A 23,566-nucleotide genomic window follows, 5' to 3' on the forward strand; every position below is an offset into this window, starting at 1 on the left:
TCAGCTTAAGGTTTACTGGCTTTGTTGAGCACAAAATGCCAGCGCAACCGCTAGGCAGTCAGTCTGTTGAGGATAAGTTACTGCTGGCCGTTCAACTAGGCACCAATCAATGCCTAGCTCAGCCACTAGTGCTGCCTTGACATCTTCGCCGCCAGCTGAACCTGAAGCCTTGCTGACCAGTAGGTCAATCCGCCAGTGCTGCCAAAGTGCCCGTTCCAGGGCGAGCGGGACAGGTGGGCGCAGTGCGATCAGACGGTCTGAGCTGAAGCCAGCCTCAAGTGCCGCTTGCAGAGCAGTCACCGAAGGTAGAAGCCGGGCAAATAGGCTGGCTTTGTTCTGCCAAGAGGCGAACAGCGCTAAAGGGCGATAGCCCACCACTAGCAACACCCGCTTGCCCAGCAATACCTGACTGCTCAACAGTGCTTGGAAATCGGCAAAGTACTTCACCCCAGACGATTCTAGGCAGCTCAAGTCAGCTCCTAGCACAGGTCGTTCGAAGCGCAGGTAGGGCAAGTGGGTTGTCAGCGCCAGCCGCGAGATCTCAGTAGCAAAGGGATGGGAGGCATCCAAAATTGCCGTTATTCGATGGGCTTCTAGAAAACTCGGTAGCGTCTCAGCCTCTAATCGCCCTACCCAAACAGTTGCGCCTGGATAGAGTTCGCGAGCCGCTTGGGTCGTGACGCTCACAACAAAGGCTAGCCCTGCCTGGATGAGTTGCTGCGCTAGTTCGGCGCTCTCTTGCGTGCCTCCAATTAACCAGATCACGATACAGACTTTAAAAGGCAAAAAGGCGGTCTAGTGGGAACCGGCGCGGGGTCGGAACAGGTGGCTGTGGTCTGGACTATAGAGGCGAGAGCGGGCAGCAGAGTGACCAGGCTCTAGCTTCAGAGCTGGGCTGATCAGGTAGAGGGTCGTGCGAATCAGCTCTTGTTGCTGGGTTGTGCTCGCCATCTCAGAGAGGGGCACTGTCCAGATCTGCTCATCTGGCCAGCCCAGCCGGAAACAGATGGCTACAGGCGTGTCCGGTTCATAGGCCGTAAGCAGCTTCGCCTGAGCATCTTCCACGTGGCGAGCGCTCAAATATAGGCAGAGCGAGGCTCGATGCGCTGCCAACGCCGCGAGTTCTTCACCCTCTGGCACCTGGGTGCGGCCACTGATGCGCGTCAGAATAATCGTCTGCACCAGCCCTGGCACCGTCAATTCCACCTTCAAGCTGGCGGCTGCGGCCTGAAAGGCACTAATGCCTGGAATCACTTCAAAGGGAATCTGCGCTTGCGCTAACGCCTGCATTTGCTCATGAACGGCTCCGTACAAGCTGGGGTCCCCTGAATGTAGTCGCACTACAGATTTGCCAGCCTGCACTCGCGCGACCATCAGCGGCAAAATTTCCTCGAGTGTCTTGTTAGCGGTTTGGATAATCTCAGCGTCAGCACGGGCAACGCTGAGCATTTGCCGAGGCACGAGCGAGTCGGCATACAGAATTACTTCGGCTTCAGCTAGCAACCGTTGGCCGCGCACCGTGATCAGCTCAGGGTCACCCGGACCGGCGCCCACGATATAGACCATGCCTGATGTGCTCATTTGGGGCTCCCCTACGGACTTCGGGTAATGGTAACGCGTGCGTGCTCAAGTTCAGCGCTAAACAGCTGTAGTCTTCTGTGTCTCAGCACTATGCAAGGATCCCTGCCAGCACATAAGATTTCGAGATTGTAAATATTGTGAATTATTAATTGGAATGTTAAGTTTATTAAATAAGATTATTAGAATTTCCAGAGGATCGCACCAATGACCACCGCTCAGCGTCCAACGCTCGTCTTTACAGGGCTACTCCAGTCTGATGTCGCCGCTAGCACTGTCGGTCAATTGGCTTGGGCTGTTTTGCGTGTCATTGCTGGAACGGTGATGATTCAGCACGGGCTGGAGAAGATAGGTGACATTCAAGGCTTTGCAGATGCCTACGTTTCTGCAATTGGCTTGCCCTTCCCAATTTTCTTTAGTTACTGCGCAGCCTTCGCGGAGCTGATCGGCGCACCGCTAGTTATCCTGGGTCTCTTTACCCGCTTGGGTTCTCTAGCACTGCTAGGGACAATGTCTGTAGCAATTTATCACCACCTTTTGGTTGCCGGTCTGAACCTGTCCTACCTGGAACTCTCCCTGCTCTACACAGGCTGTTTTGCCTTCTTCTTGGTCAATGGTGGTGGACGTTTCTCATTGGACGCGCTGATTGATGCCTGGCTAGTTCGGGGCTCTCAGGCACGCCGCTTGGAAACCCTGGAAGCCTCCTACACCGCCTCTGAGCAAATTCTGCAATCTACCGAGGTTGCTCCTGAGATTTCAGTCGAGCAGAAGTGATTGGTGCGCAATTCAATCACCCTTCATTCGTCCTTCATTGGTCATTTCTGATTAGCTACTTCTCAAGCCACCGCTGATCAAAAGTAGGCATCACTAAAAGAGGGCAGGGTTGTAACCTTGCCCTCTTTTAGTCTTTGAGGAATCAGTGCGGCATCAGTCTTTGCTAACCGCTTTATTGAGAATGAGTTGTTGAAAACGAGCTAGTCGTTAATCAACCGAGATGGCAAACATCAAGAAGCGCGTTGCTGAGTTGGGAAGACCCCAGGCTGAACATTGAGGCTGCGTTGCTGGCCATTACGGTTGATCTGAAGCTGGAGATTACCCCCTACCTTGCTGGCTTCTACTCTCTGCTGAAGCTGGTTAGAGTTGGTGACTGCTTGACCATCGGCCTGAGTAATCACATCACCACTACGCAAACCGGCTCGCGCCGCAGGCGAATTTGGCTCTACGCCTGCCACCAGCACACCCTGATCCACTTCGACCCGCATCGGGCTATTGGGGTTGTCGTTGATCTGCTTACGAATGTCGGCGCTGAGCGTCACCATCCGAATGCCCAAATAGGGGTGATCCACCCGACCAGTAGCGACCAGTTGGTCAGCAATGCGCCGGGCTGTATCAATGGGAATCGCAAAACCCAAGCCCTGAGCCCCTTGAATGATTGCCGTATTGACGCCCACTACTTGACCATCCTGGTTGAGCAAGGGACCGCCCGAGTTGCCGGGGTTGATCGCAGCGTCTGTCTGGATGAAGTCAACCCGTTGGTCGTTCACCCCCACTTGGCCGCTAGAACGCCCCAGCGCACTGATAATACCGGCGGTGACTGTGTTGTTGAAGCCCAAAGGATTACCAATGGCGATGGCCCACTGGCCCGGCTGCAGGTTACTAGAAGCCCCCAGAGGCGCCACTGGTAACTCTGTGGCATTGATTTTGATCACCGCAATGTCAGTCAGCGGGTCCGTTCCCAGCACCCGGCCTTGGAAATTACGCCCATCTTTGAGAGTGACGGTCACAGTATCGGCACCAGACACTACATGCGCATTAGTGATAATGCGACCGTCAGCACTAACAATAAAGCCAGAGCCCAACCCACGCTCCGTTCGCTCTCGCGGAATCTGGCGCGGATCGATACCAAAGAAGGACCGGAAGAACGGGTCATTAAAGACGGGTGGCACTCTCATCGTCACCGTTCTTGAGGAATCAATCCGGACCACTGCTGGTCCAACTCGCTCCACTGCTGAGGCAATAAAGTTTGAACCAAAGGCGGCAGCGCGATTACCTGGAATCGTGCCAGGAGCTGCTTGGGCCACCAATGTACGACCTACTGCCACGGCCTCGGTACCTGCATCGGCAGGGGACCAGCGGGAGCTAATCAACATCCCCCCTGCGCCCAACAGCAGCAGAGATACACAGGCTGCCGACTGCTTGAGGATTCTGTTCATCGAGAGATCACCTTGTTCTGTGAGATCGCGTTGAGATCTAGACCTAAGCCCATCCAAGGACAATTGTAAAAACTGAGTGCGACGTCCGTATGACCTCAGTTTGACAGCCCAGCTGCCTATCACTGCCCTATCTAATCTGTAGCTGAAGGCTCCCGTATGCTGAAGAAGTCAGCCCGACTCCAAAAAAATAAAAAAAACCTCTGCCATGACTCTTGCCGACAGCACCCAATCCCAACTCAGTCAACGACTTTCCAGTCCTGGCTCAAGTTCCCAGATTCGGCCTGAAGTTGCAGCGTTGCAAGGCGATTTAGTCAATTGGCGGCGTCACCTACATCAGCATCCCGAACTGGGCTTCCGTGAGGAATTGACCTCAGCCTTTGTAGCCCGCAAGCTCACCGAGTGGGGACTAGAGGTGCAAACGGGAGTTGCCAAGACAGGCGTGGTCGCCTTAGTGCGGGGTGAGCGACCTGGACGCACCTTAGCGATTCGGGCTGACATGGACGCGCTGCCCATCCAGGAAGAGAATGAGGTACCTTATCGCTCTCAGCACGATGGGGTCATGCATGCCTGCGGCCACGATGGGCATACGGCAATTGCCTTAGGAACAGCCTACTATCTCAGCCAGAACCGCCATCTATTCAACGGTCAGGTCAAGTTTCTGTTTCAACCTGCTGAAGAAGGGCCGGGGGGGGCACAGCCGATGATTGAGGCAGGTGTCCTGCGCAATCCTGAGGTTGATGCCATTATTGGCCTACATCTGTGGAATAATTTGCCGCTCGGTACTGTAGGCGTTCGCACCGGCCCATTCATGGCAGCGGTTGAAGTCTTTGAGTGCACGCTCTCAGGCAAAGGCGGTCACGGAGCCATGCCGCATCAGACTATCGATTCGATTGTGCTAGGCGCTCAGATCGTCAACGCCTTGCAAACCATTGTGGCTCGCAATGTCGATCCGCTGGAAGCTGCCGTGGTCACGGTCGGTGAGTTCCATGCAGGCACCGCCCATAACGTCATTGCTGGCAGTGCTTACTTATCAGGCACCGTGCGCTACTTCAAGCCCGAGCTGGCCGAACTGATTTCGCATCGCTTCCGCGAAGTTGTCGAAGGCGTTTGCGCCAGCCAGGGAGCTAGGGCCAAGCTTGACTACCGGCGCATCTATCCACCTGTGGTCAACCATCCTGAGATTGCAGACCTGATTCGTCGTAATGCAACAGCCGTGGTAGATACCCCCGCCGGAATTGTGCCGGAGTGTCAAACCATGGGCGGGGAAGACATGGCGTTTTTCCTGCAAGAGGTTCCCGGCTGCTATTTCTTTCTGGGCTCTGCCAATGAGGCTCGTCAGCTCAGTTATCCACACCATCACCCGCGCTTTGACTTTGACGAAACTGCCTTAGCAATGGGCGTCGAGATCTTCACGCGTTGCGTCAGCGATTTTCTGAGCTGAGTCCCTTAGCTGCTAACCCCCGCAAATTGCAGTAGCCGCTCTGATGCCTCGGTTAAGGTACTGTCCTGTTTGGCAAAGCAGAAGCGCAAACCATTTACAGTTGAACGTTGCGGTCGCACAAAACAATAGCCAGGCACCGCAGCCACTCGCGCTTCTTGAGCCAGACGATAGGCAGCAGTGTTAGCCTCAGCGGCCAGAGGCGAGCTATCGGTCCAAATGTAATAAGCGCCTGCAGGCAGTACAGGGTTGAGGCCAATCTTTTGCAGAACAGGGAATAGAAGGTCACGCTTGCGGCGGTAGTCTGCTGCCAATTGCTGATAGTAATCCGTCCCTAATGCTAAGGCGGCTAAAGCTGCATGTTGTAGCGGCGCAGGAGCACAGATAGTAAGGAAGTCATGAATACGGCGCATCGCTGCCGTTAGTTTCGGCGAGGCAACCGTGTAGCCCAATCGCCAGCCAGTAACACAGAAGGTTTTGGAGAAACCATTCACTAACACAGTACGGTCTTGCATGCCCGGCAAACCCAATAAGCTAATGTGCTCGCCTTCATAAACGATGGACTCGTAAATCTCGTCGGTCACAACGTAGACGTTGTATTTCTGGCAATACTGCGCCAGCAACTCCAACTCGGCACGATTCCATACCTTCCCCGTGGGGTTAGCAGGCGTATTTAAAATCACGACCTTGAGCTGATCACTAAAGACCTGGTCCAGCATCTCAGAGGTCACCGCCCACTCGGGAGGCGACAGCTCTAGAAAGCGAGGAACGGCTCCCACTGTGGCCAGGTTGGGCAAATAGTTTTCGTAGAAAGGCTCAAAGATCAAGACTTCGTCGCCTGGATTAAGCAGGGCCATCAGTGCCAGGTTGAGCCCTTCAGTCGCCCCACAGCTCACCGTGATCTGAGTTTCCGGGTCGACCGTCAGACCATTGTCTCGCTGAAGTTTCTCCGCCAAGGCCACCCGCAGGGCCTCCAAACCCCAGGGGTCACAGTACTGGTTGTGGTCTTCACGGATAGCAGCACAGGCTGCTGCCTTGAGCGCTTCTGGAGCGGCAAAGTCCGGCAGCCCTTGAGCTAAGTTAAGAGCACCAAATTTTTGGCAATACCGTGAGGCTTCCCGGATTTGCGACTCCTGAATTGCCTGGGAGCGCAGCGACAGCAAAGGCAAGGCAGCCTCAAGGGACACAGCCGAATCTGAAGAGAGCGCCATAAACATGCAGGCTTAAAAGCCCGCTCATTTTACTTCATCAAATCTCAACGCTGGCGGCTGGACTTACTCTGCTGCGCTGGGTATACTCATTGACTATCAGGACAATTTGATGGAGACATGCGCCTATAGGTGCAGGCTCGGGCAGATTCGAACTAAAGTCGAGATTAGCAGCCCTAAACGTTAACCCTGATTACTCTTGTGAGGAGTGTACAAAAAGTGAAAAAGATCTACTTGCACCTAGCCGGTGGGATGAGCGTTCTGGGTTTGGTAGCCCAAGCTGCTCCCGCGATGGCAGCTGAGGTCGCTCAGTCTACGAGCCCCGAGCCAGTTGTCGCTGTTGAAGCATTGCCCGCGGCTTCCGTTGACCAAACCAGTGCTATTGCTGCACCGGAAATGACCCCGGTTGCACCGATAGTGGTTGCTCAAGCAGCCCCTGAAGCAGCTCCCGCCCCTGCCGCAACCCGAGAGCAGATCAACTCGGTAAGCCAGCTCGCAGGCACCACCAACTCGATGTCTCAGGTGACCTCGGTTTCTCAGCTTTCTGACGTCAGGCCAACGGACTGGGCTTTCCAAGCCCTGCAATCTCTGGTTGAGCGCTACGGTGTGATCGCCGGTTATCCCGATGGCACCTACCGCGGCAACCGGGCTATGACCCGTTATGAGTTTGCTGCTGGTTTGAATGCCGCTCTGGACCGGGTAAACGAACTGATCGCGGCTGGTCTGGCTGACAAGGTTTCTCGTGAAGACCTAGCCACCTTACAGCGCCTGCAAGAAGAGTTCGCAGCTGAACTGGCTACCCTCCGCGGTCGGGTCGACAGCCTAGAAGCTCGCACAGCTGAGCTGGAAGCAAATCAGTTCTCCACCACCACCAAGCTGAGCGGTCAGGTGATCCTGTCCTTCAACGGTGGTTCTATCGATAACAGCCCGGATCCGAACACCACGTTCATCAGCCGTGCTCGTCTGAACTTGAACACCAGCTTCACTGGCGACGACTTGCTGTTAACCCAGTTGCAAGCGGGTACCGGCAGCGATGTTGACAACGCTGGTCAATTCTCTGGTGGTATCTTCAGCGGGTTGGACTACGCCAACCAGAGCAGTGAGTTCAGGCTCAACCGCTTGAACTACACCTTCCCGCTCTTTACGCCAGACCTGACGGCTTCGATCTACGCCACCGGCTTCATCTCTGACTACGTTGACTTCGGTAGCTACAACAACAACAGCGCCACTGACTTCACCTCCTCGTGGGCAGTCAACAACTACCTAGTGCTGGCGGGTGACCGCAGAGGTGCTGGTGCAGCTCTGACCTTCAACCCTGGTAAGGGCCCTCTGACAGTTACCGCTGCGTATCGTGCTTCTGGCGCGACCATCGCTGACCCAGATGATGACATCACGGGTGACAACCGTAACGGTCTATTCGGCGACCCCAACCTGGGTGCAGTCGAAGTGACCTTCGCACCTTTCCAAGCTCTAACCCTGCGGGCTCTGTACACCGGTGGTGCGGATGGCGGTGACAAGTGGAGCGCACTAGGTGGTAGCTTCGAGCTGAACCTGGGTCGCAGCATTGCCCTCTTTGGTCGCTATGGCTATGTGTTCGATTACGCGAACTCTGCCATCGCCAATGGCTTCGCTGACCCTGGCGCGACAGCTGGTGATATCGTCGGCGCTGGCGCTAATCCTCAGTACTGGTCTGCTGGGATTGCCTTCCCTGACCTGTTCGTTCCCGGTGGTCTAGCTGGTATCGCTGTGGGTCAACCCTTCATCGAAGAGTCGGTAGGTGACGTAACTCAGTCCAACCTGGAAGCCTTCTATCGCTTCCCGTTGAGCAGCAACATCACCGTCACGCCCTCGGTACAGGTGATCAACAATGCTGGCAACGACAGCAGCAATGGTACGTCCTACGTTGGCACCCTGCGTACGGTGTTCTCCTTCTAAGTGAAGGCAACTTAGCTTGATCTAAAGGCGCTCCCCTAGGGGAGCGCCTTTTGTTGTGGCTTTAGTCTTGAGTATTATCGTAGAGAGTCTTAAAAGTTGGCCTAGTAGCACCTTCGGGCAACACTTCCTCTTACAAAGCATTGCAAAGGTTTGAGAAAGATCTGAGCCAGGATTGGGCACAGGTCGCTCGTGTATGATCAAACGTAAACTAGCCGATAGGCTATAGCGACTCTCTATGAATCTTGCTAGTAAACAAACTACTTTTGCCCTAACCACCCCCCTCTACTATGTAAACGATCTCCCTCACGTTGGCAGTGCCTATACCACCATGGCAGCAGATGCTCTGGCCCGCTTTCAAAGGCTGAGAGGCCAGGAGGTTCTGCTAATTACGGGAACTGATGAACATGGACAGAAGATTCAACGTACAGCAGAAAAATTAGGTCGTTCGCCTCAGGCTCACTGTGATGAGATTGCTGCCGGTTTTCAGCAGCTGTGGCAACTGCTTGATATTCAGGTGGACCGATTCAGTCGTACGACTGCCGCTCCTCACAAAGCAATCGTCGCAGAATTTTTTCAGCGCGTCTGGCAAGCGGGTGACATTTATGAGGGCCGCCAGCAGGGTTGGTACTGTGTTTCTTGTGAAGAGTACAAAGAAGAGCGCGAGTTGCTAAGCAACAAACACTGCCCAATTCACGTCAATACTGCTGCCGAATGGCGAGATGAACCAAACTACTTTTTTCGCCTCTCTAACTATCAGCAAAAGCTAGAAGCGTTTTATCAGGCTAATCCTGATTTTATTCAACCAGAAACCCGGCGTAATGAAGTCCTGAATTTTGTAGCTCAGGGCTTACAAGATTTTTCGATTTCACGGGCCCAGGTGAGTTGGGGATTGCCGCTGCCAGTCAATCCTGAACAGACTATTTACGTCTGGTTTGATGCCCTCTTGGGTTATATAACTGCCCTACTCGAACCTGGGGATAAACCCACTTTAGACAATGCCTTGCGCAAGTGGTGGCCGATTAACCTACATCTGATCGGTAAAGACATCCTGCGTTTTCATGCTATCTACTGGCCCGCAATGCTACTGTCAGCTGGATTGCCTTTGCCTGGCCGAGTGTTTGGTCACGGTTTTTTAACCAAAGACGGGCAGAAAATGGGCAAGAGTTTAGGCAACATTATCAACCCATTCGAGCTGGTGGAGCGCTATAAACCTGATGCCATTCGTTACTATTTTCTAAAAGAAATCGAGTTTGGGCGAGATGGCGATTTCAACGAGGAGCGCTTTGTGCAGATCCTCAACGCTAACTTGGCCAATGACTTAGGCAACCTGCTACAGCGCACTCTCAAAATCGCACAGAAGTCCTGCGGGGGCAAAGTGCCGGCGGTTGATCTAGCCTCTCTGGAAGTGGACTCCCTAAAAGTGTCAGGGGTAACGCTGGGAGAGCAGGTAGCGACAGCCTATGAACATTTGGCCTTCGACAAAGCCTGTGAGCTAGCTCTGAATTTAGTCCGTCAAGGCAATAAGTTCGTAGACGAACATAAGCCTTGGGCCCTCTACAAGGAGGGAAAGACTGACCTAGCCAATCAGGTTCTCTATTCAGTGCTCGAATCTGCTCGTCTGGCTGCCTTTTTGCTCTCCCCGATCATTCCTAACATCAGCCAAGAAATCTACAGGCAGCTGGGTTACTCGGGTACTATCCCCAACAATTGGGAGCACGCTAGTTGGGGAATTTTACAAGCTGGTCAAAGTTTGCCAGAGCCAAGCCCTGTCTTTGCACGTTTAGAAGTGCAAGCGACTGGCTGAATCGCCTACTCTAGAGAGAGGGCTGCTTATTACCGTCAATAGCTAAACTCTCTAGCTTTTTAGTGATTGCTACTTAATATATCGAGGTATAACAGTGTTGAACCTAGAAAACGACTCCGTATTTACGCCGGAGCAAGTGCTTGAAAACCGAGGCCGCGTCGCCATCTTCATTGATGGCTCCAATCTGTTCTACGCTGCTTTACAGCTTGGCATCGAGATTGATTACACCAAGCTCTTGGTGCGGCTGACCGCCGGCTCACGCCTGCTACGCTCCTTTTTCTACACAGGCGTTGACCGCAGCAACGAGAAACAACAGGGCTTCTTGCTGTGGATGCGTCGTAACGGCTATCGAGTGATCTCTAAAGACTTGGTGCAACTGCCAGATGGCTCCAAAAAGGCCAACTTGGATGTCGAGATCGCAGTGGACATGATGTCCCTAGTGGGGGCCTACGATACAGCAATTCTGGTCAGTGGCGATGGGGATCTAGCTTATGCTGTTGACGCAGTCAGCTATCGAGGCGTACGTGTGGAAGTGGTTAGTCTGCGCTCGATGACCAGCGATAACCTGATCAACGTTGCCGATCGCTACATTGATCTAGAAATGATCAAAGAAGAAATCCAGAAGGCACCGCGCCAAAATTACACCTACCGTCCGCTTTCGGGTGTTGTGAGCCCAACAGAGCATGCGGGTGCGGGCGAGGTTTGATCCTGGAGCCGAGACGCTCACAAGAGCAAGCCGATAAGCACCCAGACAACCTTCGCGTAACTGCCGCAACATGGCAGGCTAGGATGTCTTCCATGATGCTTTTTGCTTTTCGAAGCTTGCGCCTGCTGAGCGTCCTGCTGCTCCTGCTTGGGATCCTTAGTTGTGGTCGACAGCCCAACAAAAATCTGGCCGAGGAAATCGACCAGTCCCAAGAGGGACAAATGAATTTCGACAAGATTGTGCTCTCAGAGGCTGACGAGCAGGGCAAGCGCCTTTGGGAGATGAAGGCAAACGAAGCGGTTTACAGCCGGGACAAACGGACGGCTCAAATTCAAGGAGTCGCGGGGAGTTTCTTCAAAGACGGTAAGGTGCTGCTGACTACCACAGCAACTCGGGGTGAGGTACGCCAGCAAACCCAGCAAATTAGGCTTGAGGGCTCAGTCAAGGCTTATTCTCTGCCTGACAAAATTACGCTCCAGGCCGACAAGCTGGAGTGGCAACCGAAACAGGATCGACTGATTGCAACAGGCAATGTGATTTTGATCAAGGCTGACCAGAAGATTCAGGTGGCGGCCTCACGCCTGACAGCGTCTCCCAATGCCCGTCGCTATGTTCTAGAGGGCAACGTCTTGGCAACTGTCCAGGAGCCTCAGATGCAATTGAAGACCGAACGCCTGAACTGGGAAGCAGCCACTGGAACTATCAGCAGCAATGGACCTTTGACCGTTGTCCAAGGGCAGAACGGTCGAGATGGCAATTTACGCGCAGATAGTGGCCAGTTCAATCTTAAGACGCAGCTGATTGCTTTACAGAACAACATCCAGATCAACGTGGTAAACCCACCTCTGCAAATTGCTGGCAACAACCTGACCTGGCAGATGCGAGATAAGCTTGCCGTCAGCAAAGCACCGATTACAATCTATCGGTCTGATCAGAACCTGAGAGCCAGCGCCAACAGTGGCCAAGCCGACCTCAAGGCTCAGCGCATCGTCCTGACAGGAGCAGCCCAGGTTCAAGCTCGCAATGGCTCCCAGCTGAGCGCGACGCAGTTGGTATGGCAGATGCAGGCTCAGGAGGCGACGGCCAGTGGCAATGTTGTCTACCGGCAACCTCAGAACTCAGCCCTAGTCACTGGCGATCAAGCAGTTGCCAAGTTAAAGGAACAGACAATTCAAGTGACTGGCGGCAACGTCACGACACAGCTGGTGCCCTAATTTATCCCCTAATTTACCCCTAGTTCATCCCTTAGCTGCCAGCGCTGCGCCTACGCCTGAGAAGTCACCAACCAAAAGACTTCCAATGCTGGTAGCGCTCGGCCAGCTTGAGGTCGTAATGATTTTGGGCATAGCCTTCGCCATTGTAAGCACGGGCGAACTCCGCCCAATCTTGAACATTCAGCAGGTGATCTAAGCCTCGATTGCGGAGCCAGCGGGCAAGAGAAATCAGCTGTTCACGCACGCTTCGCGCATAGGCACCGACCATCGCCTCAACACTGCTAAAGCCTGCCCCTGCATGGTTAAAGCCCATAATCTGAAACATGCCCCAGGAGGCCGCGTTTAAAGCAGCTGTGGGATGGATTTGCATCGCCAGTTCCAGACGGCTGTACTCCAACACGCCTCCTAGATAGTGTTCGGGGGTCCAGGTTTTGTAGACAATGCTGGGGTAGCGGAGTGCCAGAGGCTGCGGATCCAGCCCCCGATCCTGAAGTTCTTGCCAGAATACCTGTCCCTCAAACAAAATTTTCAACCGACCGTCGCTGAGGTAACCGGTGCCGTTCGATTCCACATCAGCAACGGTTCTCAGAGCAGCCGGTTCTACATTGATCAGAGCTGCCGCCTCAATACAGTCGGCTTGGGTGAGTGCAAGCAACGGTTGCTGATTGGGATTCAAGAAGGCTAGCGGATCCGGTACGCCCAGGGCTCGCTGCGTCTGAAGTGTTAACTGCCCGTTGCCTTCCAGCCCAGTCCAGATTTGAAAATAATGGACTAGAGCAGCGAACTGAGTAGGGTCACCGTCATAGAGCTGCGTAGTCGCCCGTAGAAAGTCGAGCCGTGCAGCTTCGGCACTGTCTCGACCAGGGCTAGAAGGTTTGGGTATCTCATCCGGAATCGCAAGTGGAGGGTAAGCGAGTGGGTCTACACCGGGTAAGCCTTTGTCCTCACTTAGCCAGTGCCGCCCGTAGGTGACCAGCGCTTGACGCTGGTTGGAAGTGCTGCGATAGGCAACCAGACTCCGGATCAGAAAAACCAGTAGCGCCCGCTCAGTGGCATCTCGGGGTACATAACGAGCCAGGAGGCTGGCAATCCCCTCCGTTTCAGGACCCAACTCACCATCGGGTGTCAGCCCTGCCCAGGTCTGAAAGTACAGAGTTAGCGCCTGACGTTGGCTGGTTTCGCCTGTGTAGGTGTTGAGCACATCCTGCAGAAAGCTGAGCAAATCAGCGTCAGCAGGCGCAGGGTCGACCAGAGGTTGACCAGATACAGCGGGTTCGGTCTCCTGTTTCTGCCAGGCTTGCCAGAAACGCCAAAGCGCCCGTCGTTGAAGGTCTTGCCCTTGATAATGTTGACTAGTGCGCGCCAGGAAGATCAGCAGGTTACGCTCGGTCTGAGTGCTTGGAATATAGCGATTGGCCAAAGCCAACAACTTGACGGTAACCGGATCAGACTGGCCAGTTGCAGGCAGCCCCATCCAGACCTGAAAGCTGGTGATCAATGCCTGCCTCTGTTTGGGCGTGCTTTGATAACTCTGGGCGCTGCGGCTTAGGAAGACAATGAGCGCCCGGTCGAGGTCAGTGCGCAGGATGGGTTGAGTGTCGCTGACAGTCATAGGATCAGGGGTGCACAGAGGGGTATCAGATCCTGGTCGAAAAGCAAGTGGGATAGCAAACGGGCGGGTTTGAACAGGCGGTCTTTACTTCCTCACAGTTTAGGGTTTTAAGGTTAGGAAACCCCGACCCAAGCCTGCTGGTTCTCTAATAAATAGGCCACAATCGGCTCAGCCGTGAGCAACTCAGGCCAATGGCTTAAGGCCAACGTTAGTCCGAAACGAATGAGATCTCGGTTAGGCAGGCGCAGCAGATAGGCTGATACGGCTTGCTCATAGCCCCATCCCCCTGCAACCAGGCTGATGATCACGGCATAGCCCAGTTCAGGCCGCTCTGGGAGGGGCGCTTGGGTTGGCTCATGCAGAATGGCATCCAGACTCGGCAAACTCCGGCTAGCCGCTAGATAGTGGCTGAACTCTATGGCAGCAGCCTGACCAATTGCCCCAACCAAGTTTTCTGAGCGAGCTAACCCAGCCTGAAGCAGGGTGTTGACGAAGGCCCAGGAGCGGGGAGTGGGAAACCCCGGCTCGCCTAGCCCTCTATTCAAGACGGGAGGCACAAACAGTAACGCTGGCTTGAAGTAGAGGAAGCCAATAATGCGGGGATCAATCTTTGCTCCCATTGCCCAGCGCGTCCATTGCTCCAAGTCTGGCTCAAGCTTGCGATGAACAAAGCGGTTCAGCAGGGAGGCCGTCGTCTCGGCAAGCGGCTGGTCCTCGGGCCAATACCCAGCCATGCAGATCCACCAACCCGTCGGTAGGCTGTAGTCGCCTAATCGACGCTCTAGGGCGAGTTGGTAGGCTGCACTCTGCACTTGGATACTGGCACTGGTGATGTCATCGAGCAACAGAATGCCTTCTGGGCTAGCCTCAGCAGTGGGCAATAGTGTGGGTGGATACCAGCGGGTCTGTCCAGCCTCAATGCGCGGTAGTCCTCGCAGATCCACCAAGCTGAGCTGCGCCAGACGCAGTTCAACGAGGGGCAGCTTCAGCTTTTGCGCGAGTTGCTGGACGCGAGAGGACTTGCCCACACCAGGAGGCCCCCATAACATGAGGGGTAGGCGGCCTTTGAAATAATCTTCCAGCTCTTCCAATTGCATCGCCTTCTAGCGGCACATGGCATCAGATGTAACACAAGCTTAGGGCCCGCCGCCCTTGAGCACGACTGCTTATGCCCCTGCTTGCCTCTACAAAAGGGAAGATTATCCCTGCCAGTTAGCTGTGATACACAGGGAACACCCTATGAGGAAGTCAGTCAGAATGACCGTTCGGCTTCATGATCTTCTTCCAGCGCCATCTGTATCAGAACCGAGCCTATCTTATCGGTTTAACTGGTTTGATCGGTTTTGCCTTTGGTATCCGCCAGGCTGGTTAATTTTATTCAACCGCCATTGGCAACATTACCGCCCAGATCCAGATGGCTGGCGACCCTTAGAGTACGTTTTATTTCTCATTCCAGGAGGCTTTTACTTAGCGTTGCTCATCCGTTGGTTGCGTCTAGGATGTCGTGCACCCCGTTCTCTATCCGGAGAACTCGACCCAGTTTATCAACAGGCTTTCCGGGATGAAATTCTCACACCAATCGTGAAAGGCTATTTTCAAGCTGAGCTGAATCAACTGGAGAATTTGCCCCAGAAAGGACCTTTGTTGGTGGTGATGAATCATGCGGGGATGTGTTTTCCCTGGGACTTTTTAGGCTTGGGGGTATTACTTGGACAAGCCCAGGACTGGATTGTACAACCGCTGGCTCATACTGCTCTTTTCGAGCATGCCTGGATAAAGTGGTGGTTGCCATCCGGTTGGTCTCAAAGCTTGGGGGGAGTTAGAGCCCAGCCTGAATGTTTCGAAGCAGCTCTGGCTCAGAAGACAATTTTGCTCTACGCACCAGAAGGTCTGCGGGGTCCTGCCAAAGGCTGGCGGGAACGTTATAAATTGGCAACTTTTGACCCGAGTTTTGTACGTTTGAGTGCTCGCTACCAAATTCCAATTTTGCCAGTCATCTGTTTGGGCAGTGAGCAGTTACATCCCTGGACCTTAAATCTCAACAAACTGGCCGGTTGGTTGCGCATGCCTTTTTTGCCAGTATCCCCATTGATGTTCGTATTTTTGTTGTTTCCTTCTATGGGCGTATGGGCAATGCGTAGCCAGCTAAGCTACATAATCCGGCCACTGATTCGTTGGGAACAACAGGCGTTAGACTCCCTGCAAAAACGCGCCGTTGCCTATCAACAAGCCGAAGCTTTGCGCCAACAATTACAGGGCGAAATTAACCAGTTACTACAGCAAGGGACACCTGAATTTCACTCAGCCCATTAAACTAAGCTCAAACGACTGAAGTGTTGAGCAACAGGCTAAGTGAAACCAGAACCCTAAATCCCGTGACTCTTGCCAATCACCCAATGGCGCTTAAAAAACCGGGCTAAGTCGGTTTCTTCTAATGCCATATAGATTGGTCGTCCGTGGGGACAGGTATGGGGATTGCGCGTGCGTTGCCACTGCTCTAACAAAGCCTGTTGCTGACTCGACTCCAGAGGTGTACCGTTGCGGATCGCGCTGCGACAGGCAGTTGCAACTCGAGCCGTTTGCAGATCACTGCACAAACTTAGTTCCAGCAATGCAGCCTTGCAATCCTCACGCTGGCTTAGCGGTTCAGGTGCAGAGCGCACTGCCCAAAGGTCCTCGCCAAAAGGCTCTACATCGAGTTCCAAATTCTGCAACTGCTCCACCTGCTGCGGCTTGAGGGAGCCTAAAACCACTGGTCCCGGCAGTTCTACCAGCACCCAACGATCTTCCAGGGCTTCAAATAACACTCGTTCATGGGCAATGTGCTGCTCCACTAGCCACAGGCCTGCTGGATGCTCTGCCAGGATATAGGTCTTGTGGACCTGAGCCAGAGCTCGCAGTTGGCCCAGACCACGGCCAGGGGATTGCGGGGTTGAGGCTTCAGAGAGCGATGAGTCTGGAGCAGGCCCAATCGTGCGATAACTGCCCCGCTCCTCAGCAGCTTTGATCACGGCAATTGACCGGCGCGAGCGCTCAGGCTCAACGGTTTGTAGCGCTTGTTTAATCAGCGCTGCAACTTGCTCCTGCCAGTGGCTGAGCTGATGTAGATAAACCTCTAGCTTGGCAGGATGGCGGTTCCAGTCGATCTGCTCAGGAGGCACGTACAGATGCACTAAACAGACTGGATAGCGGTCGCGGCGCAAGGTGCGGCTGAACGCACTAAAAATGGTATGTTCCAGCTCTGGTAAGCGCACGAAACGCCCATTAACCGCCACTTTCACCCAATCCGGGCGATGGCGATGACAGCGATCCGGCAAACCTAGAGTGACGCTGAGCTGAGTTGTGCTGAGGTGGCGTAGGTCAGTTGCAGCCAGAGTGGGCACAATTTGAGGCAGCAGGGCGAGTGGAGCCTCGCCGGGCCACAAAGAAAACCAGGGCTTGCCTCTCAGCTCACACCGCCAAGTCACCCCGGGATGAGTGAGGGCGCAGCCATAGATAATCTGCTGCACCGAGCGCACCTGCTGCGGCAGACTGGGCAGGCCAGCGCGACGGGTCGCCCAACGCTCAAACAAGTTCGCGACTGTAACTACCGTGCCAGGGGCAAGCCCTGATACCTCCCAACCCTGGGGCTGGCCTTGAGCATCGTAGACCATCTGCCAGCCGTGCACCGCTTCGCGAGAACGGCTACAAATTTCGAGGTCGCCCAGTTGGGCCAGACTGTGTAAGGCTTCGCCTCGGAAACCCAGGCTACTAATTTGCCAGAGGTCTTGGGCAGCTCGAATTTTGCTTGTGGCATGGGCCGTAGCTGCGACTTTGAGGTCAGTCAAATCCATGCCGCAGCCATTGTCCGACACCTGCATGCGCCACTCATCTGGCCACAGAGCAAGGCCAATGCGGGTTGCGCCAGCATCCAGTGCGTTTTCTATAAGCTCACGCACCGCTGCAGCCAGAGAGTCGATCACCTCTCCCGCTGCAATTAAATCAACAACACTGCCAGGTAAAGCCGAGATCGCACCCATATTCTCAGGGTAACGTTCGTCCCCCAGACCCTGCTGCCGGAATATTCTGCCTCGACCGAACGCTCAGCCAACGTTCGGTTTTTCCTGAACTTAATGCACGAGATTAATGCAGGGGATTAGCCTTGGGCTGGCTCGGTCGCAGTCTCTTGCGGACCTAATTTTTGGCTAATCCAGGCAGTCACGATGTGGGACAGTAAGCCTAGCGGACCGGCGAATAGGCACAGTACCAAGGAGTGCAGGGTCCAAACACCAGTGCGCTGGCCCTCTAAATAGATGTGGCGCCCCACAAACAGGTCTAGTACCAGAAAATGCACCCAGCCTGCCGCGACGACAAGCTCACTGCTAAAGAACTGCGTAATTGTTGACAGGGTCGGGTTAGCAAGCTCTTGGGCTGTGTTGGGGTCAAAGGCCAGAACAAACAAGTAGAGATAAGCCAGTGCTAGTGCTGCGAAGGGTAGGTAGGACGACATCACCCGATGGGTAACACCCCAACCTGGCAGCAAAATCATCAGCGCCCAGAAGGGCAACACAAATAGGTTAGCGAAATCAAAAATCTGAGCGAGGTTGAGGGAGGACATAGGGGTTTGGGGCGACGAGTAGGGTGGGGGTTGAGGCGCAGGCTAAAAACTATTTATTACACGCGTTCCAGCAAGCCGGGGGCACGCAGGGCGCTCAGATTGGCGCTGCCCGTGCAGAAGGCAACGGTCAGTAACTCGTCCCGCAGCAATTCCACTAACTCAAATACGCTTTCTTCAGAGAGACTGGCCGCTTGCAAAAACGGCCAAGCTAAGCCTACTAAATCAGCGCCAAGGGCCAATGCCTTAGCGACCTCTAAGCCATCGCGCAAGCCACCAGAAGCAATCAAGGGCACCTGGGGGGCAGAGCGCCGTACTGATACTAAACATTCCGCAGTCGGCAGCCCCCAGTCGGCAAAAGTTTGCCCCAAGCGGCGCTGCCGCAAATCTGTGGCACGAGCCCCTTCCACTTTGGCCCAGGAGGTCCCACCTGCACCAGCAACATCAATTGCAGCCACTCCAGCAGACAGCAGCCTGCGAGCCATTGGGGCCGAAATACCATTGCCGACTTCTTTAGCGATTACGGGAACCGGCAGCTGACGGCACACTTCCTCAATGCGTTTCAGCAACCCACTGAAATTGCGGTCACCCCGAGTCTGAACACATTCCTGTAGAGGATTGAGATGCAGAATTAGGGCATCCGCTTCTAATAGGTCCACCGCTTTTTGAGCCTGGGCAAGACCGTAGCCATAGTTGAGTTGAACCGCCCCTAAATTTGCAAACAAGAGAATGTCAGGAGCATACTTGCGTACGGCGAAGGTGTGCTCCACTTGAGGCGATTCCACCGCTACTCGCTGTGAACCTACGCCCATGGCTAAACCGAAGGCTTGAGCTGCCACTGCTAGTCGAGTATTCAGTATTCGGGCTTGCTCTGTGCCTCCCGTCATTGAAGAAATCAACAGGGGCAGCTTCAAATCCTTCCCCAAAAATCGAGTACTGAAATCGATCTCAGCTAGGTCCAGTTCAGGCAGACAACAATGGTTAAAACGATAATGCTCTAAGCCATTGGTGATGTTTTGGCACTGAACATCATCATCAAGACAAACACGGAGATGGTCGGCCTTACGGTTCTGGGTTTCGGTTGACATCACACCACGGGACACAGGGAAGCGCCTGAGACACTACGAGAGCCAGTGTGCCACGATCCCGCCTTGTAGGACAGTGGCGGTCGAGTCAATCGCAACTGTATTGATTATTTTGGGAGTGATTTTGGAACTCATCTAAATTGTTGTTTTAAGAGTTCCGAACATCTTCTCTAACTAAACTCAGGTCAGAGAGGAGTAGCGTTAGCCTAATGATTGCAATTTTCCTGCAATTGACTTTTACTTATATTTACTCAAAGGTTTTCAGTTCTATTTGTTTTGGCAAATCAACACAAAGCACCGCTGAATTCTGATCAAGATCAAAATTACATCAACCTAACCAGGCCCGAGTGAGTAGGTAAATGAAAGCGTTCGTAGCTCAGAAACCCAATACTGTGCTCAAGGCACGATTCTCTGGCTGCTCTATCCAAAGGAGTAGCACGGGGAGATGAAGAGATGTTAACTTTTACACTACTGAGTCTCGATCAAGTCAGGCCATCTACCTAGAGCGGGCTAAAGCAGGGACTAAGCTCCAGCTGAGAGGTTGTCGCTATCAGCAGTCCTACAGTTAGTTGTTGCAGGCAGCAAAGAGTCTCAAGGGCTGAGACCGGCTCCCTCTTCTAGTCAGAGGTGTTCCCCTGGGCACCAGCGTTGGTTTTGTGAGGTAACCAGAACCTAGTTCGGTAGTCTTCTCTGACTGCACCCAGATCTGAGCCAAATCTGAGCTAAATCTGAGCCAGCATCTGTCTCTGACCGGTTTGGTTGCTTCACCTGCGAAGGCCGCTATGAGCCCGCATGATCGCCAATATCACTCATTTAGTCAGACTGCCCAACTTGGAACTTGAAGCCATGAGCCTGCCCGATGGGGTGCTGAGCAGCTCCTACAACCTTCGCCTAGCGGTTCTGTCGATTGTCATTGCGGTTCTCGCCTCTTACACAGCTCTGGATTTAACTGGGCGAGTCACCACAGCTCAAGGACGAACTCGTCGTGCCTGGTGGCTCAGCGGTGCAGTTGCGATGGGCATTGGCGTCTGGTCTATGCATTTCATCGCCATGCTGGCGTTCTGCCTGCCTCTGCCCATTGCCTATGATGTGCCGACCATGTTGGTGTCGCTGCTGGTAGCCATACTGGCTTCTAGCGTCGCTTTACATTGGGCTAGCTCGCCAGTGCTAAATGGCTTGCAGTTGCTCGGGGGCGGCACGGTTATGGGCCTCGCCATTGCGGCTATGCATTACCTCGGGATGGCTGCGATGCGAGTTCAGGCGCAGATTCAATACGACATAGCCTGGCTGTGGTTATCGGTGGCAATTGCGATCGGCGGCTCTCTCGTAGCTCTGGGGTTGGCCTTTCACTTACGAGCTGAAGCGACCAATTGTCATTGGCAGCGCTTGGTCAGTGCCTTAGTGATGGGTGTGGCGATCAGTGGCATGCACTATACCGGTATGGCCGCAGCTAGCTTCGTACCTGAGGTGCAGGCTGAGGGAGTCCTTCCCCAAACACTGAATCCAACCTTGCTAGGCAACATCGTCGGCATCGGTACCCTGTTGATTTTGGGGCTGACCCTGTTGACCTCTCTCTTTAATCGACAGGTAAGCATGCAGCGGTTGAGAGCTGAGGCTCTACGGGAAAGTGAAGAGCGCTTCCGTACCTTGGTTGAAAATATCCAGGTCGGTGTGTTGGTCCTGGGGCCTCAGCAAGAGGTGCTGATTCATAATCAAGCTGCTCTCAAACTTTTAGGCTTGGACGAGGCACAAATCCAGAATAAAACCGCTTTCGAAACCGACTGGGACTTGATGGATGAGAACGGCATCAGGTTTCCACCAGGAACTTCGCTAGTCGCAGAGGCCATCAACGGTGGGCAACCTATTCGTAATGTTGTGGTTGGGCTCAATCACGCTACTACGAAGGAGCGAATTTGGCTGCTGACTAACATCGAACCTCAACTCGCGCCTGACGGCATGGTAGAGCAGGTAGTTTGTAGCTTTATCGATCTCAGCGAGCGTAAACAGGCAGAGGAACGTGAGGCGCTGTTGAGGCTGGTAACAGAGCAAATTCGCAGTAGCCTCGATCTACCTACAGTTCTGCAAACAGTTGTGCGTGAGGTTCAGCAACTGCTCACCACAGATCGAGTTCTGATCTACCAGTTCAGCCACGACTGGCAGGGAGAAGTCGTAGTCGAGCAGGTATCTGGCAACTGGCGTTCAACCCTAGGGTTGATTGGTCAAGACGATTGCTTTTCCAAAGAGTATGTCCAGCTTTACCAAGGGGGCAGAGTCCGAGCGGTTAGCGACATTCTTGAGGCGGGACTGGAGAGCTGTCACGTTGAGTTTCTGCAAAACTTACAGGTCCGAGCCAATCTAATTGTGCCGATCTTGATCGGTTCGAAGTTGTGGGGGTTGTTAATCGCTCACGAATGCAAAGCGCCACGAAACTGGCAGGTTCCTGAAATGAGGCTGCTTCAACAAATTGCTAACCAGCTAGCGATCGCGATTAAGCAGGCAGAGCTGTATGACCAGACTCGCCAAGCTGCTGCTACCGCCGTGGCCCAAGCTCAACAATTGAGCCGAGTGCTATCCGACTTACAGCAAACACAAGCACAACTGATCCAGACCGAAAAACTTTCCAGTTTGGGACAAATGGTTGCTGGCATTGCTCACGAAATCAACAACCCCGTGAGCTTCGTTTACGGCAATCTTTCCTATCTGAATAATTATGCTCACAACCTACTCGAATTGTTGCATCTTTATCAAGAGCACTATCCGCGGCCAGGGCTAGCAATTCAAGCAAAAACCGCAGCGATCGATCTAGATTTTATTGTAGAAGACCTCCCCAAAATTCTATCTTCGATGAAGGTAGGAGCGGAACGGATTCAGCAGATTGTTCTGTCGTTGCGCAATTTTTCTCGCTTGGATCAGGCCGAGATGAAATCGGTAGATATTCATGAAGGACTCGACAGCACCATCTTGATTTTGCAACACCGTTTGCGAGCTTGCGCTGGCCACAGCAACATCGAGATTCGTAAGCAGTACAGCAATTTGCCGCTAGTTGAGTGCTATGCAGGACAATTGAATCAGGTGTTCATGAATATTTTGAGCAACGCAATTGATGCTCTGGAAAAACACAACAGTCAATCCTTAGGAGAAGGGCTCAAATCTGAGCCTGGTCTGATCACCATTCAAACTCAGGCAATAAACACGAACTTGGTAACAGTGCGCATTGCTGACAATGGCCCTGGCATGAGCGAGGCGGTGAGGGCACGGATCTTCGACCCCTTTTTCACTACAAAACCGGTGGGCCAAGGTACAGGACTGGGTCTGTCAATTAGCTATCAGATTATTGTCAAGAAGCTCGGTGGACAGCTCAGGTGTAGCTCTCAGCCGGGTCAGGGTACAGAGTTCTATCTAGAGTTGCCTGTTCGGCAAGAACTTAGCCCATTGCCGCTGCCTTTACTCAGTTCAAAACCTTGGCCCACTCATCCTACGGCTTTGGACTATGCTTCTTTAACGGACGGGCAATAAAAAACAGCCCAATACAGTATAGAACTGCGGGCCTTCGGATGACTCCCAAGGCCCACAATACTCATTAACATTCACTAATTGTACTTACGTCTGTAGTGCTTCCTGATTTAAGGACTGCTATAGAGGCTGGAACTCAAACACATCACAGTCACTGCCACGTAGCACTGATTCTACATGCTTCCCTCGGTAGCGCTGTCCTAAGGCAGCTTCCAATGCCCCCCAAACTGCACCTAAGGTGAAGGTGCATTGGCGGTCAGAGCCCTGAGGTTCACCAGCAGAGCATACAGTTTCAGCAGCGTAGACCCGCAACACATCGCCTACTGCTTCGATCTTACGAATGATGCAGAGGCGGGTGCCTTGTTTGCCCACAGCCTGATTCAAGGCCTGAGCCAGGGTCGATAAATCTGCATTCTTCCCTGCAAGATTCAGCTCTTCAACTATTGTTTTGCCCCGTTGGCGACCGGCAGCAATTAAACCAACCGCAGCCGCTTTTTTGCCTAGGGTGTCCTCAATACCGACGACTAGAGCTTTGAAGCAAACAATACTGTTGAAGTCGCCCAATTCTTGGCGAACAGAAGTCGTAGTCATCATAATCTTTTCCTCAAGAACTATGGGCTTATCAGAGATACACCATTCACTGATCAACTCTCAGGCTAATTCAGA

The 23,566-nt window shown here is 53.5% G+C and carries 18 protein-coding genes; 8 read left to right on the forward strand and 10 right to left on the reverse strand.

Features of this window, described 5'->3' with window-relative positions:
• Nucleotides 1–12: 12 nt before the first annotated feature.
• Nucleotides 13–765, reverse strand: a complete 753-nt coding sequence (locus tag H6F94_RS15200) for a cobalt-precorrin-6A reductase (protein WP_313949302.1) — start codon at nt 763–765, stop codon at nt 13–15.
• Between the two features lie 30 nt (nt 766–795).
• Nucleotides 796–1,581: a precorrin-4 C(11)-methyltransferase gene (gene cobM / locus H6F94_RS15205; protein WP_190803086.1), complete on the reverse strand. Its 786-nt coding sequence runs from the start codon at nt 1,579–1,581 to the stop codon at nt 796–798.
• 204 nt (nt 1,582–1,785) lie between these two features.
• On the opposite strand from cobM, the gene H6F94_RS15210 reads away from it, so the two are divergent.
• A complete protein-coding gene (locus tag H6F94_RS15210) occupies nt 1,786–2,352 on the forward strand; it encodes a DoxX family protein (protein WP_190803087.1) in 567 nt (188 codons plus the stop codon).
• Nucleotides 2,353–2,582: 230 nt separating this feature from the next.
• Here the strand turns inward: H6F94_RS15210 and H6F94_RS15215 are convergent, their stop codons facing one another.
• A complete protein-coding gene (locus tag H6F94_RS15215) occupies nt 2,583–3,791 on the reverse strand; it encodes an HhoA/HhoB/HtrA family serine endopeptidase (protein ID WP_190803088.1) in 1,209 nt (402 codons plus the stop codon).
• A gap of 205 nt (nt 3,792–3,996) precedes the next feature.
• Here H6F94_RS15215 and H6F94_RS15220 point away from each other — a divergent pair, with 205 nt between their 5' ends.
• Entirely contained in the window at nt 3,997–5,232 is a 1,236-nt protein-coding gene (locus H6F94_RS15220) for a M20 metallopeptidase family protein (protein ID WP_190803089.1), read from the forward strand.
• Nucleotides 5,233–5,237: 5 nt separating this feature from the next.
• Here H6F94_RS15220 and H6F94_RS15225 read toward each other — a convergent pair whose 3' ends face one another.
• Complete coding sequence (locus H6F94_RS15225) at nt 5,238–6,440, reverse strand: pyridoxal phosphate-dependent aminotransferase (RefSeq protein WP_190803090.1); 1,203 nt, start codon at nt 6,438–6,440, stop codon at nt 5,238–5,240.
• Between the two features lie 393 nt (nt 6,441–6,833).
• Between H6F94_RS15225 and H6F94_RS15230 the strand changes: the two genes are divergently transcribed.
• The 4 genes from H6F94_RS15230 to lptC all read left to right on the forward strand — a co-directional run bounded on the left by H6F94_RS15230 (nt 6,834) and on the right by lptC (nt 12,096).
• Nucleotides 6,834–8,372 (forward strand): iron uptake porin, encoded by a 1,539-nt coding sequence (locus tag H6F94_RS15230; RefSeq protein WP_199320459.1) that lies wholly within the window; start codon nt 6,834–6,836, stop codon nt 8,370–8,372.
• Between the two features lie 235 nt (nt 8,373–8,607).
• The gene (gene metG, locus H6F94_RS15235; protein ID WP_190803091.1) at nt 8,608–10,176 is read left to right on the forward strand and encodes a methionine--tRNA ligase; all 1,569 of its coding nucleotides are present in this window, start codon (nt 8,608–8,610) and stop codon (nt 10,174–10,176) included.
• Nucleotides 10,177–10,270: 94 nt separating this feature from the next.
• Nucleotides 10,271–10,882 carry a LabA-like NYN domain-containing protein gene (locus tag H6F94_RS15240; protein ID WP_190803092.1) on the forward strand — a complete coding sequence of 204 codons (612 nt, stop codon included), beginning with the start codon at nt 10,271–10,273 and terminating at the stop codon, nt 10,880–10,882.
• A 92-nt stretch (nt 10,883–10,974) separates the two neighbouring features.
• Nucleotides 10,975–12,096 carry an LPS export ABC transporter periplasmic protein LptC gene (gene lptC / locus H6F94_RS15245; protein WP_190803093.1) on the forward strand — a complete coding sequence of 374 codons (1,122 nt, stop codon included), beginning with the start codon at nt 10,975–10,977 and terminating at the stop codon, nt 12,094–12,096.
• Between the two features lie 64 nt (nt 12,097–12,160).
• On the opposite strand, the gene H6F94_RS15250 is transcribed toward lptC, so the two are convergent.
• Together H6F94_RS15250 and H6F94_RS15255 are read right to left on the reverse strand one after the other, a co-directional pair.
• Entirely contained in the window at nt 12,161–13,708 is a 1,548-nt protein-coding gene (locus H6F94_RS15250) for an N-acetylmuramidase family protein (RefSeq protein WP_190803094.1), read from the reverse strand.
• 113 nt (nt 13,709–13,821) lie between these two features.
• Entirely contained in the window at nt 13,822–14,805 is a 984-nt protein-coding gene (locus H6F94_RS15255) for an AAA family ATPase (RefSeq protein WP_190803095.1), read from the reverse strand.
• 160 nt (nt 14,806–14,965) lie between these two features.
• Between H6F94_RS15255 and H6F94_RS15260 the strand changes: the two genes are divergently transcribed.
• Nucleotides 14,966–16,021, forward strand: a complete 1,056-nt coding sequence (locus H6F94_RS15260) for a 1-acyl-sn-glycerol-3-phosphate acyltransferase (protein ID WP_190803096.1) — start codon at nt 14,966–14,968, stop codon at nt 16,019–16,021.
• A gap of 53 nt (nt 16,022–16,074) precedes the next feature.
• Here the strand turns inward: H6F94_RS15260 and mutL are convergent, their stop codons facing one another.
• The 3 genes from mutL to fni all read right to left on the reverse strand — a co-directional run bounded on the left by mutL (nt 16,075) and on the right by fni (nt 19,390).
• Nucleotides 16,075–17,727 carry a DNA mismatch repair endonuclease MutL gene (gene mutL / locus H6F94_RS15265; RefSeq protein WP_190803097.1) on the reverse strand — a complete coding sequence of 551 codons (1,653 nt, stop codon included), beginning with the start codon at nt 17,725–17,727 and terminating at the stop codon, nt 16,075–16,077.
• Between the two features lie 116 nt (nt 17,728–17,843).
• A complete protein-coding gene (locus tag H6F94_RS15270) occupies nt 17,844–18,305 on the reverse strand; it encodes an ABA4-like family protein (protein WP_190803098.1) in 462 nt (153 codons plus the stop codon).
• A 56-nt stretch (nt 18,306–18,361) separates the two neighbouring features.
• Nucleotides 18,362–19,390 carry a type 2 isopentenyl-diphosphate Delta-isomerase gene (gene fni, locus H6F94_RS15275; RefSeq protein WP_190803099.1) on the reverse strand — a complete coding sequence of 343 codons (1,029 nt, stop codon included), beginning with the start codon at nt 19,388–19,390 and terminating at the stop codon, nt 18,362–18,364.
• 789 nt (nt 19,391–20,179) lie between these two features.
• Between fni and H6F94_RS15280 the strand changes: the two genes are divergently transcribed.
• On the forward strand, nt 20,180–22,903 hold the full coding sequence (locus H6F94_RS15280) for an MHYT domain-containing protein (RefSeq protein ID WP_190803100.1): 2,724 nt from the start codon (nt 20,180–20,182) through the stop codon (nt 22,901–22,903).
• Between the two features lie 117 nt (nt 22,904–23,020).
• Here the strand turns inward: H6F94_RS15280 and H6F94_RS15285 are convergent, their stop codons facing one another.
• Nucleotides 23,021–23,494, reverse strand: coding sequence for a hydrocarbon-binding protein (locus tag H6F94_RS15285; protein WP_190803101.1), 474 nt, complete (start codon nt 23,492–23,494; stop codon nt 23,021–23,023).
• Between the last annotated feature and the right edge of the window lie 72 nt (nt 23,495–23,566).

This window comes from Leptolyngbya sp. FACHB-261 (genome assembly GCF_014696065.1).
Taxonomy (GTDB): Bacteria; Cyanobacteriota; Cyanobacteriia; order FACHB-261; family FACHB-261; genus FACHB-261.